At 45.8% G+C, this 15,429-nt stretch carries 10 protein-coding genes and 5 pseudogenes; 3 read left to right on the plus strand and 12 right to left on the minus strand.

Annotated features, from left to right (window positions below):
• Positions 1 to 34: 34 nt before the first annotated feature.
• Positions 35 to 223 (minus strand): hypothetical protein, encoded by a 189-nt coding sequence (locus NXX38_RS25025; RefSeq protein WP_005816226.1) that lies wholly within the window; start codon positions 221 to 223, stop codon positions 35 to 37.
• Positions 220 to 717, minus strand: a pseudogene (locus NXX38_RS25030) (SIS domain-containing protein); the annotation flags it as partial. The gene NXX38_RS25025 and the pseudogene NXX38_RS25030, both read right to left, overlap by 4 nt.
• A gap of 196 nt (positions 718 to 913) precedes the next feature.
• Here NXX38_RS25030 and NXX38_RS25035 point away from each other — a divergent pair.
• Positions 914 to 2,144, plus strand: a pseudogene (locus tag NXX38_RS25035) (IS1380-like element ISBaov1 family transposase).
• 153 nt (positions 2,145 to 2,297) lie between these two features.
• Here the strand turns inward: NXX38_RS25035 and NXX38_RS25040 are convergent.
• The gene (locus NXX38_RS25040; RefSeq protein ID WP_007837439.1) at positions 2,298 to 2,498 is read right to left on the minus strand and encodes a hypothetical protein; all 201 of its coding nucleotides are present in this window, start codon (positions 2,496 to 2,498) and stop codon (positions 2,298 to 2,300) included.
• Between the two features lie 1,009 nt (positions 2,499 to 3,507).
• Here NXX38_RS25040 and NXX38_RS25045 point away from each other — a divergent pair.
• Positions 3,508 to 3,960, plus strand: a complete 453-nt coding sequence (locus NXX38_RS25045; RefSeq protein ID WP_007664626.1) for a hypothetical protein — start codon at positions 3,508 to 3,510, stop codon at positions 3,958 to 3,960.
• Positions 3,961 to 4,119: 159 nt separating this feature from the next.
• Here the strand turns inward: NXX38_RS25045 and NXX38_RS25050 are convergent, their stop codons facing one another.
• The 4 genes and pseudogenes from NXX38_RS25050 to mef(A) all read right to left on the minus strand — a co-directional run bounded on the left by NXX38_RS25050 (position 4,120) and on the right by mef(A) (position 7,475).
• On the minus strand, positions 4,120 to 4,614 hold the full coding sequence (locus NXX38_RS25050) for an HD domain-containing protein (protein ID WP_007897426.1): 495 nt from the start codon (positions 4,612 to 4,614) through the stop codon (positions 4,120 to 4,122).
• A 37-nt stretch (positions 4,615 to 4,651) separates the two neighbouring features.
• A complete protein-coding gene (locus NXX38_RS25055) occupies positions 4,652 to 5,392 on the minus strand; it encodes a class I SAM-dependent methyltransferase (RefSeq protein WP_008766909.1) in 741 nt (246 codons plus the stop codon).
• Positions 5,373 to 6,243: pseudogene (locus NXX38_RS25060) on the minus strand (nucleotidyltransferase domain-containing protein). Before NXX38_RS25060 ends, NXX38_RS25055 begins: the two are co-directional and overlap by 20 nt.
• 14 nt (positions 6,244 to 6,257) lie before the next feature.
• Positions 6,258 to 7,475: a macrolide efflux MFS transporter Mef(A) gene (gene mef(A), locus NXX38_RS25065; protein WP_009317659.1), complete on the minus strand. Its 1,218-nt coding sequence runs from the start codon at positions 7,473 to 7,475 to the stop codon at positions 6,258 to 6,260.
• A 149-nt stretch (positions 7,476 to 7,624) separates the two neighbouring features.
• On the opposite strand from mef(A), the gene NXX38_RS25070 reads away from it, so the two are divergent.
• Positions 7,625 to 8,914 carry an IS1380-like element IS614 family transposase gene (locus NXX38_RS25070; RefSeq protein WP_258981551.1) on the plus strand — a complete coding sequence of 430 codons (1,290 nt, stop codon included), beginning with the start codon at positions 7,625 to 7,627 and terminating at the stop codon, positions 8,912 to 8,914.
• Between the two features lie 99 nt (positions 8,915 to 9,013).
• Here the strand turns inward: NXX38_RS25070 and NXX38_RS25075 are convergent.
• The 5 genes and pseudogenes from NXX38_RS25075 to NXX38_RS25095 form a co-directional block, all read right to left on the minus strand.
• Positions 9,014 to 9,352 (minus strand): annotated as a pseudogene (locus tag NXX38_RS25075) (SIS domain-containing protein); the annotation flags it as partial.
• A pseudogene (locus NXX38_RS25080) lies at positions 9,349 to 9,663 on the minus strand (hypothetical protein); the annotation flags it as partial. The pseudogenes NXX38_RS25080 and NXX38_RS25075, both read right to left, overlap by 4 nt.
• 137 nt (positions 9,664 to 9,800) lie before the next feature.
• On the minus strand, positions 9,801 to 11,159 hold the full coding sequence (locus NXX38_RS25085; RefSeq protein WP_005816221.1) for an efflux transporter outer membrane subunit: 1,359 nt from the start codon (positions 11,157 to 11,159) through the stop codon (positions 9,801 to 9,803).
• Positions 11,160 to 14,273, minus strand: a complete 3,114-nt coding sequence (locus tag NXX38_RS25090) for an efflux RND transporter permease subunit (protein WP_009126928.1) — start codon at positions 14,271 to 14,273, stop codon at positions 11,160 to 11,162.
• Positions 14,270 to 15,391, minus strand: coding sequence for an efflux RND transporter periplasmic adaptor subunit (locus tag NXX38_RS25095; protein ID WP_005809248.1), 1,122 nt, complete (start codon positions 15,389 to 15,391; stop codon positions 14,270 to 14,272). The genes NXX38_RS25090 and NXX38_RS25095 overlap by 4 nt, the downstream gene beginning before the upstream one ends.
• Positions 15,392 to 15,429: the final 38 nt, after the last annotated feature.

The following is a 15,429-nucleotide window of genomic DNA, read 5'->3' on the forward strand; positions in this document are numbered from 1 at the left end:
TTAGCCTTTTTCGTTCTAACCACAGCCTGCAATGTTATTCATCAACTGGTTCATCACTCGCATGTCTCATTTCGTAAACTGTCCATAAGGCTAACACACATTCAATGGCTATCACGGTAATGGCCGCAGTCATGCCCCACCAGTGGGCAATAAGCATAAAGATGCCAGCCTCAATGCACAACGCAAAGAGGATGGTAACAATAAGTGATAATATTCTATTCATTCTACGGTAACTGATTTAGCAAGGTTTCTTGGCTGGTCAACATTCCTATCCTTGTTGATGGCGATGTAATAGGCCAGCAACTGCAATGGGACGGAAACAACGAGAGGTGTAAGGCATTCGGGTACGTCGGGCACTTCAAGGCAATGGTCGGCGATGTCCTTCATTGCGTCATTGCCCTTGGTAATGATGGCGACAACCGTACCGCCACGCGCCTTCACCTGCCTTACATTACTGATTATCTTGTCATACAGCGAGTCCGTTGGAGCAATGACCACCGTGGGCATCTCGCTATCTACAAGTGCAATCGGTCCATGCTTCATTTCCGCAGCAGGATAACCCTCCGCATGGATATAGGATATTTCTTTCAGCTTCAACGCACCTTCAAGGGCGGTGGGGTAGTTGTACCCACGACCGAGATAAAGGAAGTTGCGGGCATAGGTGTATATCTTCGACAAGTTCTTGATTTTGTCAGCAAGTCCCAACACATCTTTTATATACCTTAATTCCGCAACACTATTATAAATATAACTTTTTAAGTACCTGAGCAACAAAAAGTTGCTCAGGATTTTGTCATGTCAGATTTTTCACCTATCTTAGTGTTGCAAATCAAAATATGTATCAAACCCGACAGACATGGCAAAGAAAGCAATAAAATCTGAGAAACTCACTCCTTTTTGAGGAATATTTGCAATGATGGAGCAATTTGACTCCACATTGTCATATGTAATTGACACAACCCTCGGTCTAAGATGCAGGCTGTATGGTTATCAATACAGCGAAATCATCCGTTCTCTCATGAGCATCTACTTCTGTGGCGGCTCATGTATTGAGGATGTCACAACTCATTTGATGCCCCATCTCTCGCTTCCATCCGACACTTCGTACCTGCAGCTCTGACACTATCCTCAGAGCGATAAAGGAACTGACGCAGGAGAACATTTCATACACGTCAGATACGGGTAAGAACTACGATTTCAATACGGCTGACACCCTCAATACCTTACTGCTCAATTGTATGTGTGCAGCTGGTCAGCTGAAAGAGGGTGAGATGTATGATGTTGATTTCGACCACCAGTTCATAGAAACAGAGAAATATGATGCAAAGCATACATACAAGAAGTTCCTTGGTTATCGACCAGGTGTGGCGGTTATTGGAGATTTGATTGTCGGCATTGAGAACAGCGACGGCAACACAAACGTCCGTTTCCATCAGAAGGACACGCTGAAGAGATTCTTCGAAAGGTTTGAACAGAACAATCTTGTTATCAATCGTTTCAGAGCTGATTGCGGCTCGTGCTCTGAAGAGATCGTGGAAGAGGTTGCCACCCACTGCAAGACCTTCTATATCCGTGCCAACCGCTGTAGTTCGCTCTACAATGACCTCTTCGCTCTCAGAGGCTGGAAGAGGGGAGAAATCAACGGCATTGAGTTTGAGCTGAATTCCATTCTTGTAGAGAAGTGGAAAGGCAAGACATACCGGCTTGTGATTCAAAGGCGGAAACGGATGGACGGTGAGCTTGACCTCTGGGAAGGAGAATACACATACCGCTGCATCCTGACCAACGACTACGAGCCTTCCGTAAGAGAGATTGTCGAGTTCTATAACCTCCGCGGAGGAAAGGAGCGCATCTTCGATGACATGAACAATGGTTTCGGATGGTCCAGATTGCCCAAATCCTTCATGGCAGAGAACACAGTGTTCCTTCTTCTTACAGCACTTATCCGTAACTTCTACAAGGTCATTATCCAAAGACTTGACGTAAAGAGGTTCGGACCCAATAAAACAAGTCGCATAAAAGCGTTTGTCTTCAGATTTGTCTCTGTACCAGCCAAATGGATCAGAACATCAAGGTGGTATGTGCTGAATATCTATACCTGTAATAATGCTTACGCAGATGTATTCCAGACTGATTTTGGATGACGACTACAACTTATGGGTATGATACTGCGTATTGTCTCAAGTCGCATTGTGGGGTAAGGGGGTATTGTAGGCAGAAGTGGGTATTTCAGCCTCAATTTATCTAATAATTCAGTAATGAGAGAACGTGTACACGTAAATAGGACGATGAAGGACTTAGTTGCGGATTTGAGGCTTATGAAAAGCGTATTGCTTTCTCAATACATGCCGTTCCTCTTCGCTCAGCGACAGGAAATAGGCTTTCCATCCCGGACAGAAATTGATGTGCCATCGCCAAAAACGACCCAACAATGACTTGGGTGAACGGTCGTATCGCCGCCTCAGTGGGCACTGCTGACAGTTATGTTTCTTTTCCAATACTTTATCTATTTATCTTTCGTAAAACTCTCGTGGCAAAAATAAGGATTATTTTCAGTGATCAAGCACACAGTTCATTAAAAAAGAGAGGATTTGCTAAGATTCAGAATAACGACGAGCCATCGACCCCAACGGGAGTCGAACTTCAAGTAACCGCACATGATACAATGTGCGGGTCGAAGTGCCTTCCCAATCCACGACCCCAACGGAGGTCGAACCTTTCTACAGATTATATGGTTCGACCCCGTTGGGGTCGGATGTATAGGAGTCATCTGGCCATCCGCAAGTCTTTGACATTGCGGTTAACGGGGGTGAGACCCTTTTCAGGGTCTGTTTGTTTGCACACCTTCATTCTACATAAACGGCTAAATTCAAATATTAAAAGCGTTTACATATTGCAACGTATTTATCTGTTATGCTCCTATTAAATTGTTCTATATCCTTATACTTTTCAACTAAATCCTTTATCACAGGCGCATTTAAATCGACGTTTAGGGTATATTGAACAAAAGCACGTAGCATCTCATAATTATAATTTACTCAAGTTTCGGATTTAGGTTGAGAGGATAGATTTGGGCATAAAAAAGGCTTTGAGGATTTCCGTATGTCACGGAAATTTAGTAATTTAGAGGTGCCCAAACAACTAATTACAATCACTCAAAGCCATGAGCAAAATTACAAAAATTCCATCGGAGATCCGCAACTTTTTCACGGGAAAACGAATCAATCCCGCATTTTCCAAGTTTATGACCCTCCTTGAGGGGATGAGGATTTCAGACAAAGATCTCGGAGGGAAAAAACGTGAGAACTGTCAGCTTACCAACCTTCAACTTTTCCAGATCATATTGATTCTGCCGTTTATGACCGTCCCGGGTTTTTCTCATTATGCCGGATCGTCAATCTCGAAACTGTTCGGGGGTAAGAAGGACCCTACTCTATTCGTTTATGGCCAAGGACAATATAGACTAGCAACATCATCTGGCACATCGCCTGTCATCTCATCAAGGCCGTGACCATAAGGAAAGACTATCAAAAGAGCCATCTTCCGGCAGTGCTTATTGTGGATGATTCCGACCTGCCGAAGACCGGATTGAGGATGGAGTGTATTGGCAAGATATTCTCGCACGTGTTTCAGCGGTGCATTCTCGGCTACAAGCTGCTGGCCCTGTGCTGGAGCGACGGCCGCTCTCAATTTGTCGTGGACTTCTCGATTCACGGCGAGAGAGGGAAGGTCGATGGCAAGGAACAAGGTCTTACGGCCCGGCAGCGCGAGAGGCGCTACAACCGCAAGCGTGACAGAGACTGCCAGACCGAAAAACGCAAGGAAGAGTATTTCGTATCCAAGCTTGAGCGCCTGAAGAGCATGGTGAAGAGACCATTGGAGGATTGTTCGCCGATATATATGAAGGCGTACACGAGCTCACCGTCGTGGAAAAGATCTGGTCAATCATTATTGATGTAATAGCAATCGTGGCTGAGATTTTTACCATTGACGAGAACGAATTGATGGAGCAAATTATACGGGATAACCGCAGGTTCAAGGCCATGCAACTGATCGCTCAGACTGCATAAAACCTAAATCCGAAACTTGAGTAAAATACATAACTGTAATAATCTACTACTAATCTAAAATAAAGCGATTATAAGCTATCCTTTTTCCTGTGTTTGTTTTAAAGTTTTCACCTATACACTTTTTTATCTTTTCCTGTTCTTTTTCTTTATCCATAACCGTTAAATTTTCAAGCAAATCAGCTTCCCATTGTATTTGAAAATCAAGTCCATCAATTTTAGATGGAGTATGATGGTTGCCTATTATAAAGCATATTCTATCAATATTTTTGTTATAGCCTACCTTTTTTAATATTTCTTTCGCTACTGCTGGTCCTTCCTTTTCTTGATAGACACCATCAATAGAACCGTATTTTTTTTGTGCTTCAACCGCACCAATATCATGTAGTATAGCAATAATACTGATGAATTCTTTTTCTTCCTCTCCGATATTTTCTCCGTTCATTATATCTTCTGCATTTTTCAAAACTTTAAGAGTATGCTCTATGCCAAAAGGAATTTCTTTGAATACTTCTTTCATCTCTATAATAATTTTTTCTTTAAACATAAATTACCTCCATTTATACCTTATAGGTGTTTTAGTTCTATCTATCCACTTTTTTGTTCGCCGATACAATCAGCATCATGGGACGGCGCATTTCATCCTGCATCCCCGGAATATCCATCATGTTTTCCGGCGGCTGCGGCTCCACAATATGATTTATTATAAAACCATTTGAAAGCAGTGTATTTAGATATGTGGTCAGTGTTCTATGATATTTTGTAACCTTTTCTCCCAAAAACACAGCTGTCCGTTTGCCCTCATAATAATAATTATCCACTGGAAAATGCAGTATTTCTCCTTTTTCGTTATAATGCCAGTCTTGTGTTCCATAGGCAGTAAAAACAGGATGTTCAACCGTAAAAACTAGCTTACCACCAGACTTCAGTATTCTATATATCTTTTTTACTAAAATCTCATAATCTGCTACATAGTGAAACGCAAGTGAGCTTAATATTACATCAAAACTCTCCTCTGGGAATTCCACATCTTCTATAGCACAGCATTTATATTCAACCTGTGGAAAATGTGTTTTTTCTTTGGCTACCTCGAGCATTTTATGAGAAATATCAACACCTACAACAGAAGACGCTCCGTGTTCCATCGCATAAATACAGTGCCATCCATAGCCACATCCTAAATCAAGCACACGCTTATCTTTAAAATCCGGCAGCAGCTTTCTCAATGTTTCCCATTCTCCTGCACCGGCTAGTCCCTGCTGTGAGCGACTCATTTGACTGTATTTTTGAAAAAATATATTATCATCATATTTGTTTTCTTTCATCTGAATTCCCCCTCGTTTAAAAAGTTATTTATCTCCGTTGCAATTTTTTTCACTTCTTTATATAGCTTCTCGGTCATATCGTAGCATTCAAAAAGTGAAAGACCAAGTACTTCAAAAATATGATTTACCCTTTCGGCATATTTTTTAGGTTTATATTCAAAAGTTTCAAGCAGTTTTATAGCTTTCTTTTCGTTAATGCAATAAGCATTATTGCATGCAAATAGTACTTGATTTAAGCATGAAATAATACGAAAAACATGGCCTGCAATATAATATTTATCCTCTGCTCCCGCATTTGCTTTTACAAACATTAAAGAGAATTCTGCTTCAAATAAGAAAAAGTTTATCAAGCTCTTCTTTAGAGCACCAGGGTAAATTTCCGCCTGATTTTTTAATTCGCAAAAGCTTTCATTTTTAGCATATTGTATCTTGCTGATAGCCAATTCTCCACGATACATAGCACTTATATAACCATGGGGATGCCCGGTCTGATAATTTGCAGTAACAATTCCTTGCTCCGTATCCTTGATTATTTGTTCCACCCGTTTTATATCACGTAAAATCAGATCAACATGATACCCGTTAATAACTAACCATCCGCCTCCATTGACCCAATCACCCCACGCTCCGGGAGGTACAACAAGGTTGTTTCTATTCTCATCATCCAACTCTGTAGCAATTTGGTTAATCGCTGTCAGGTCAAATGATTCTTGATTGTAATAAATTCCGATATCTATATCAGAATCCTCTGTATGGGTACCTCTTGCACGGGATCCCCCTAATACGATGCCTTCTATAAAAGGCAAAGAGGATAATTTTTCTGTCACTGATTGAATAATATTATATATCATACGAACACACTCCTTTATTTTGCATCTAATTTTCTAATCTCAGTTATCATTGGGCAAACTATTGCAATGCAAATAATTAAAATACCTGATAGTAAAAACCAATGATTTACACCGATTCTATCAGCAAAGAATCCAGAAAGAATTAACCCAATTGGCATAGCAAGAGACATGATACTTCCAGTTAAAGAAAATACACGTCCTAAATATTCAGGCTTAATTTTCTCCTGAAAAAGAGCTGTTTGCACACCGCTGTAAAACGGAACCGAAAGCCCCATTATTGCACAGCAGACTACAAATATGAAAAATCCACTTTGGGGAAGTAATCCTGAAATGGTTAAGCTTATCCCCATCATAAAAATGGATGCCGTTATTAATAAGATTCGCTTTTGGTAATTCCCAAATAACCCTAATAATAGACCCCCTATCAACATACCAGAGGCATAAGCAATCTCCGTAATAGAAATATGCATCGGTGTACCATTAAAATATTCCATAGTGATTAAAGGATATAAAGCATTTATGGGCATATAAACAAACATATATAATGTTCCAACGAGTAATAAAGCAAATAATCCTTTATTTTGCCGTAGTACAGCCATTCCTTCTTTCATTTCTCGTATGAAATTTGGTTTCAAACTTTGCACTTGATCACCCAGCTTAGGAATACGTACAATTGCTACCGTAATAGATGCAATCACAGCACCCAATACATCGATGGCAATAATAGCATTTAGTCCCCAAACGGAGTATAAGAGTGCTGCAACCGCCGGACTAACAATATAGCTTATAGACTGCAAAGACTGACTATAGCCTGCACATTTCGTAAGCTGTTCTTCTGGTACTAAAAGTGGAGTAACCGCATTGAGAGCCGGGGTATGAAAAGCTGTTCCAATGCTACGGATGAACAATACTACCATAACCATCCAGATAGGTAACTCCATATACAATGCAACAATAGCTAGCACGGCCCCAGCTGCTGCGATAATTAAATCAGCACCAATCATTATCTTCTTCCTATCATGACGATCCACTAATACACCAATGGCTGGTCCAAAGACCGCATAGGGTAAAAAACCTACAAGTGAAGCCATAGACAAGACCATCGCAGATCCTGTTTTTTCTGTAAGGTAAAAAATAATCGCCATTTGCAGGATGGCACTAGTGATTAATGATACTGCCTGCCCTGCCCATATTGTATAAAACTTAAGTTTCCAATTGTTGTATTTTTCCATTTATATTATCTCCCTTAATTCCGCAACACTTTGATTTAACTTTATTTATAAGTTCCTGAGCAACAAAAAGTTGCTCAGGATTTTGCCATGTCAGATTTTTCACTTATCTTAGTGTTGCAAATCAAAACAAGCGTAAATCGTAACAAGAAATGGCAAAGGTACAAATAAAATCTGAAAAACTCACACCTTTTGGAGGAATTTTTTCAATCATGGAGCAATTTGACTCCATGCTTTCACCTATTATCGACCAGACACTTGGTCAGAGATGCCGCAGTATCATCGGATACCAGTACAGCGAAATTATTCGTTCTCTGATGAGCGTATACTTCTGTGGCGGTTCATGCGTGGAGGATGTAACATCGCATCTGATGCGTCATCTCTCGTATCATCCGACCTTGCGCACATGCAGCTCTGATACCATCCTCAGAGCCATCAAGGAACTGACACAGGAAAACATCTCATATACTTCCGATAAGGGCAAGACCTATGATTTCAATACGGCAGACAAGCTCAACGCCTTGCTTATAAAAGCCTTGGTTTCCACTGGTGAACTGAATGAGGTGGAAACCTACGATGTTGATTTCGACCATCAGTTCCTTGAAACAGAGAAGTATGATGCAAAACCGACATACAAGAAGTTCCTCGGCTACAGACCTGGCGTATATGTCATCGGTGACATGATTGTCTATGTCGAGAACAGCGATGGCAACACAAATGTGCGCTTTTATCAGGCTGAGACCCACAAGAGATTCTTTGCCCTACTGGAAGCCAACAGCATCCGTGTGAATCGCTTCAGAGCCGACTGTGGTTTGTGCTCGAAGGAAATTGTCAGTGAGATAGAGAAGCATTGCACGCACTTCTACATCCGCGCCAACAGATGCAGTTCGCTCTACGATGACTTGTTTTCACTGAGGGGATGGAAGACGGAGGAAATCAACGGCATCCAGTTTGAACTCAATTCCATTCTTGTTGAGAAATGGGAAGGCAAGTGCTATCGTCTTGTCATTCAGAGACAAAAGCGCATGGATGGAGAGCTTGACTTGTGGGAAGGTGAATACACCTACAGATCCATTCTTACCAACGATTATGACTCATCAACAAGAGACATCGTCGAATTTTACAACAAGCGTGGGGGCAAAGAGCGTATATTCGATGATATGAACAACGGATTCGGCTGGAACAGGCTCCCCAAGTCGTTCATGTCAGAGAACACTGTATTCCTTCTGCTTACGGCATTGATACACAATTTCTATAAGACCATCATTAGCAAGCTTGACACCAAGGCTTTCGGGCTCAAGGAAACGAGTCGCATAAAGGCTTTTGTCTTCAGCTTCATCTCCGTACCTGCCAAGTGGATCATGACAGCAAGGCAATACGTGCTGAATATCTATACTGAAAACCGGGCTTATGCAAGACCTTTCAAAACTGGATTCGGATAAAGTCCGTTCCTTATGGTTTTAATCTGCGTATTGCCTCAAGTCGCATTGTGGGGTAAGGGGAAGGTATGCACAAATCGGACAAAATTCACGCTCATACTATCATGATGCATAGTGTTCAAGCTCTTTACTGCAATTGAGATTGCCATTGAGATTGCTTGCGGATTTTAGGATATATAGGGGCATGTTCTTCAACTCCCGGACAATCCTCTCTACGGTTGCATCATCCACAGTACCACGCATCTGTCCCACGCAGAGGGCAAGCAGCATCAGCACCGTTACCTGTCCTGTAAAAGCCTTGGTAGAAGCCACACCTATCTCAGGTCCTACATGGATGTATGTCCCGGAATCCGTATTTCTTGGGATAGAGGCACCCACGACGTTGCAGATGCCATACACAAAAGCCCCCTTGCTCCGTGCCAACTGTATGGCGGCAACGGTTCCGAGCGGTCATACTTCCTTTGTAACTCCATACACTTCTCAAAGGAGAAGTCGGATGCCTCAAAAAGAGGCTGGATAAGGTGGGCGCATTCGTTCAGCAGTCCCTTGACGATGTGGATGTTCATCTCGTGGCAGTTTCGGCAAATTGCACTGTTGCAGTTGATATACCGATGACTGTTGATGAAGTCATCCACATAGCGGTCATACCGCTTGCCATTCAAAATCACATCCTGAAGATAGAGTTCTCTCGCTTCTAAGAGTAACTCAAACAATTCTTCTGCTACATCCTGTTCGGTAGCGAAGTGGGTCAGGTGTTGCTTCTCTTCAAAAAAAGAGAAGACTTTTTAATTTGTTTTTGCATACTAAATTACTTATTTATAAGTTTATGACGACTGAAATATAAAAATTACACAACATGGTTCAGTATTAGGTTATAATTCTTGTAAAGTTACATTCCTCCTCCCAACGCATGGTAAAGTTTAATTATACTTTGTATGCGTTCAAAACGAGTTTGTAACTGTTGCACTTCCGCTTCGAGAAGAGACTGTTTGGCGGTCAGCACTTCCAGATAGGTGGTATTGGAATGACGCATCAGCGATTCTGTCTTTCGCACAGCGTCGCATAATGTTTCAACCTGCCGAGCATTGATTTCAATTTGCGATTTTGCCGTCTGCCATGCGGTCAGAGCATCGTTCACTTCCTTTCCTGCGTTCAGTAATGATTGCCGGAACAACAGTTTGGCTTCTTCCTGACGGCTTTTGGCTATCTTCAAGTTGGCGATGTTTACGCCCCGGTTGAATAACGGCTGTGTCAGGGAACCGATGGCATTAAGTAACCATTGTCCGGGATTTACGATTACGCCACCGCCGTTATTAGTCCATCCAAGAATTCCCGAGAGGGTAATATTGGGATAGAAGGCGGCACGGGCCGCATTGGTGGCGTAGAATGCTTGCGCCAGTTCCATTTCAGCCTGACGCACGTCGGGACGGTTGGAAAGCAGTTGCAAAGGGACTCCGATCGAGACAGTATCGGGGAAAGCAGCCTCGGCCAGATCACTTCGTCCAATCGAGTGTGACGGCATGGCAAGTATCGCAGACAGGGCGTTTTCTGTTTCGGAAATACTCTTGCGTATGGATAACAGGGATGCTTCGAGTCGCATCACGTTCGCCTTTGCCTGCAATACGCCAGCCTCGTTTGATTTCCCCACTTTTTTCAACGCTTCAAGAGTGCGTACGGTAGTCCGCCAGTTCTCCAAAGTCCGGTTACTTATTGTCATTTGTGCGTCAAGCATGGCAAGGGTGTAGTAACTGTCTGCAATAGTGGCGACAAGCTGTGTCTGTACGGCCTGCCGGTAGGCACGGCTTCCTTGTAATGCGGCGGCTGCGCCACGCTTTGCCGCCGTAAGTTTGCCGAAGATGTCCAGTTCCCAGCTTGCCGACGCTCCCACATTATATGTCTTTGCCGTTGCTCCGTCATGTTTATTGGCATTACCTTCGGCAGTCAGTCCCAGTGATGGAAGATATGATAGTCTGGCAGTCATCAGGACGGCTTCTGCCGCTTCCACGCGTAACCGTGCCACATTGAGGTCTGCGTTCCGTTCAAGTCCGGTTTCAATCAAGGACTGGAGTTTCGGGTCGGTAAACATTTCCCGCCACGACAGGGACGCGATGGTCATTGTATCAATGTCCGCCGGCATGTCCCGATACAGATTCTCCGTTGAGAGGTCAGGGCGATGATACCGGCTGTATGTGCCACAGCCGGCAAGCATCCATCCCGACAATATGATATATATTACTGTCTTCTTCATTTAATTATGCTTAACACGTTCTTGGATATATTGGAATACAATAAACAATGACGGCACAAGGAACAACAGAGCCAAAGTACCTACAATCATTCCACCGATTACACCTGTGGCAAGCGAACGGCTGCCGTTGGCACCCACTCCGTGCGCCATCATCAGCGGGACAAGACCGAACACCATGGACAACACAGTCATCAATATGGGGCGCAGGCGGACTTTTGCCGCACTGTATGCCGCCTGTGCCAGCGTCATGCCTTCCGACCGCCGTTTACCGGCGTATTCGGTAAGCAGGATCGCTGTCTTGGCAAGCAGGCCTATAATCATGATAAGTCCGGTCTGCATGTAGATGTTGTTCTCCAGACCGAAGAGCCACGCAAACAGGAAACTGCCCATCAGTCCGCAAGGCACCGACAACAGAACCGCGAAGGGTATGAACACGCTCTCATACAAGGCGCACAGAATCAGATAGACCAGAACCATGCAGAGCAGGAATATAAGCGTGGCATTGTTGGTCGTCTTGCTTTCCTCACGCGAAATGCCGCCAAACTCGTATGTGTAATTTGACGGAAGCACTTCACGTGCCGTCTCGCCGATGGCTTCGAGCACCTGCCCCGAACTGTAGCCCTGAGCCGGAGACCCGCTAATCGAGATGGCGTTGAACAGGTTGAAACGGGTGAGGTCTGACGGGCCGTTGGTCTTGGTCAGGCGCACGAACCGGCTCAAAGGCGACATGCCGCCATCGGTGGCACGCACATACATGTGGTGCAGGGATTCCGCATTCACACGATATTCCGCCGGAGCCTGCATGGTCACATGGTAGAGCTTGGAGAACCGGTTGAAGTCGGAAACATATTGTCCGGTATAATAGCCCGACAATGTGGAAAGCACATCTGCGGGCGACACACCCGACTGTTCGCATTTGGCGGCATCGATATCCACCCAGTATTGCGGATAATCCGTGGCAAAGGAGGAATAGACTTCGCCGATTTCGGGTCGCTGCGACAAGGCTTCGACAAACTTGTCTGCCTCTTCCTTGAAGGCGGCGATGTTTCCGCCCGCCTTGTCCTGCAAATAAAGCTCGAAACCGTTTCCCATGCCGTACCCGGCAATCATCGGAGGCGACATGGCGAACACCGTGGCATCGGGAATATCCGAAGTGGCGGCATAAATCTTTCCGATGACATCATTGACCGACTGCCCCTCTCCCTTACGCTGCTCCCAGTCTTTGAGTGTCACGAAATACATCGCCTGCGAGGGACCGGAACCGCTGAAAGAGAAACCGGCGACCGCACCGCTGTATTCAATCTCGCCGATGCTGTCGAGACGGCTGTTGATACGCTCCATCACCTTACTTGTCTGAGCCATGGATGTGCCGGGCTTCGTGTTCATGCTCACCATGACCGTCCCGGTGTCCTCTTCGGGAATAAGTCCCGTCTTTGTGACATTGACCAGCAGCACCAGCAACCCGAAAGAAATGCCTATGATGCTCCACAACAGCCATCGGCGATGGATAATGAACATCACTCCACGTACATAGCGTCGGCTCAGACGGTCGAAGACGGCATTGAACGCTTTACGGAAACGGGCTGCAAAATTGTTCTTGGTGTTGCCCTGCTCATCGATATAGGGTTTCAGCAGCAGCGCGCAAAGTGCCGGTGAGAGTGTGAAGGCATTGACTGCCGAGATTCCCACGGCAACAGCCATCGTGATACCGAACTGCGTGTAGAACGCTCCCGAAGTCCCGCCCATCATGGCAACGGGGAAAAACACTGCCATAAAGATGATGGTAGAGGTCAGGATAGCCGACGAAACGCCTTTCATGGCATCATCAGCCGCGAGAACCGCAGACTGATAGCCCTCGTCGAACTTCGCCTGCACCGCTTCCACCACCACAATGGCATCATCGACCACAGTTCCGATGGCAAGCACAAGCGCGAACAGGGTGAGCAGGTTGACGGAGAAGCCGATCATGGACATCACGGCGAACGTACCGATAATGGAGACGAAAATGGATATCGTAGGAATAAGCGTGGACTTAATATCTTGCAAAAATACATATACCACCACGATAACCAGAAGTATCGCTTCAATAAGTGTCCGGATAACAGAATTGATGGAAGCATACAGGAACTTGTTGGTATCGGTAAGCACCACGAATTCCGTCCCTTCGGGCAAGTCCCGGCTGAGGTCGTCAAGCACTTCGTGAATCTCCTTGATGGTGCTTGAAGCATTGGACCCGGCTTTCTGGTTGATGAGCATCATGGCTGCCGGATGCCCGTTCACTTCGGAGGAATAGTTGTAGTATTCATCGCCCAGTTCCACATCGGCAACCTCCTTCAGCCGAAGCACATTGCCGCCCGGCAGTGACTTGATGACCAACTCACCGAACTCTTCCGCGCCGGACAAGCGTCCGCGGTATTTCATCGTGTATTCATTGGCGGTAGGATGATTGGCACCGAAGGAGCCGGTGGCGGCCTCGATGTTCTGTCGTGCGAGTACGGTGGATATGTCATCGGGGATAAGCCCGTATTGCGCCATCTTGTCGGGACGCAGCCAAAGTCGCATGCTGTAGTTGGAACCGAACAACTGTGCCTTTCCCACGCCGCTGATACGTTTCAGCCTCGGCTCGACATTGATTTTCAAGTAATTGTTCAGGAAGGTCTGGTCGAAGCGGTCATCGGGCGAATAGAGCGCGAAAGTCATCAGTTCGGCATTCTGCTGCTTTTCAGTGGTGACACCGGTCTTGGTGGCTTCCGCCGGAAGCTGGCTCAGCGCGCCGTTCACGCGGTTCTGCACGTTTACCGCCGCCATGTCCGCGTTGGTTCCCTGCTTGAAATAGATGTTGATGGAAGCATCGCCCGTATTCGATGCCGTGGAAGTCATATAGGTCATGTCTTCCACGCCGTTGATGGCTTCTTCCAGAGGGGTTATCACTGCCTTCTGCACAGTTTCAGCGTTTGCTCCAGGATAAGTTGCGAATACGTTGATGGTCGGAGGTGCGATGTCGGGGTATTGTTCCACCGGCAAGGAAAACATGGAAATCATGCCCAACAGTACAATCACCACCGAGATAACGCCCGAAAACACCGGGCGGTCTATAAAAAATCGCAGGTTCATTTCGTTTCGTTTTTAGGGGTTATGCTCATGCCTTCTCTCACCAGTCCCACGCCTTCGGCGACAATGGTGTCACCGACCGAAAGACCTTCTTTTACGATAAACCGGTTGCCGTCGTTCAGGCGGTCCACCGTGAGATAGGCGGCTTCCGCCTGTCCGTTTTTCAGACGGTAAGCGATAATCTTGTCCTGCAGTTCCACGGTGGCGGTCATGGGAATGGTTACGGCCTCCGTTTTCGGGTTTTGAAGGATGACATTGCCGATGCTGCCACTCAACAGTTCGCGGTCGGGATTGGGGAACAGGGCTTTGATTTGTACCGTTCCGGTAACAGGATCCACCACGCCGCTTACGGTTTCAATACGTCCTTTCGCCTTGTACAGGCTGCCGTCGTTGAGTTGCAGGCCCACTTCCGGCGTCCCGGCTATCATGCTGTCAATCGAGCCATAGCGAGCCGAATATCGCCGTAGCATATTCTCCGAAATGGAGAAATAGGCATACATCTCCGCATTGTCGGACACGACCGTGAAAGGCTGTGCCATATTGGGACCGACAAGCGCACCGATGCGATAGGGCAATGTGCCTACTACTCCGTTGCTCGGGCTTTTGATTTCCGTATAGGAGAGATTGTTGCGTGCATCCGATTCTTGTGCCTTTGCCTGTTCGAGTTCAGCACACGCCACTGCCAGTTGGTTCCGGGCGAGAGAAAGCTCGTAGTCGGATATGACCTTCTCGTCAAACAATGCCTGCTTGCCCCGCAGCTCGATTCTTGCCGTTTCCACTTTTGCCTGTGCCGCGCTGACATTGGCCTGCGCCGTGCGTAATGCCGCCCGATAGGGCACTTGGTCAATTACAGCCAATACTTGACCGGTCTTCACCCGTTCACCCTCTTTCACTTTCAGACGGATAATGCGCCCGGATATTTGCGGCAGGATGTCCACATCCTGCCGTCCGCGTATGGCGGCGGAATAGGACTCGGAGATTTCCACCGGACTTGCCGCGACCTTTATGACCCGATAACTCTGCACCGCATCCTGCTTGCCGTCCGCCTGCCTGCATCCGGTCGGCAGGAACAGCATGAGAGCAAATGCGGCGAAATTCGTGATAATGAATTGCTTGTTCATATTTTCTTCTTGTTTTGTATTAATTCATAATAGGTTTG

Origin of the sequence: Bacteroides sp. BFG-637, assembly GCF_024793605.1 — a bacterium.
GTDB lineage: Bacteria > Bacteroidota > Bacteroidia > Bacteroidales > Bacteroidaceae > Bacteroides > Bacteroides vicugnae.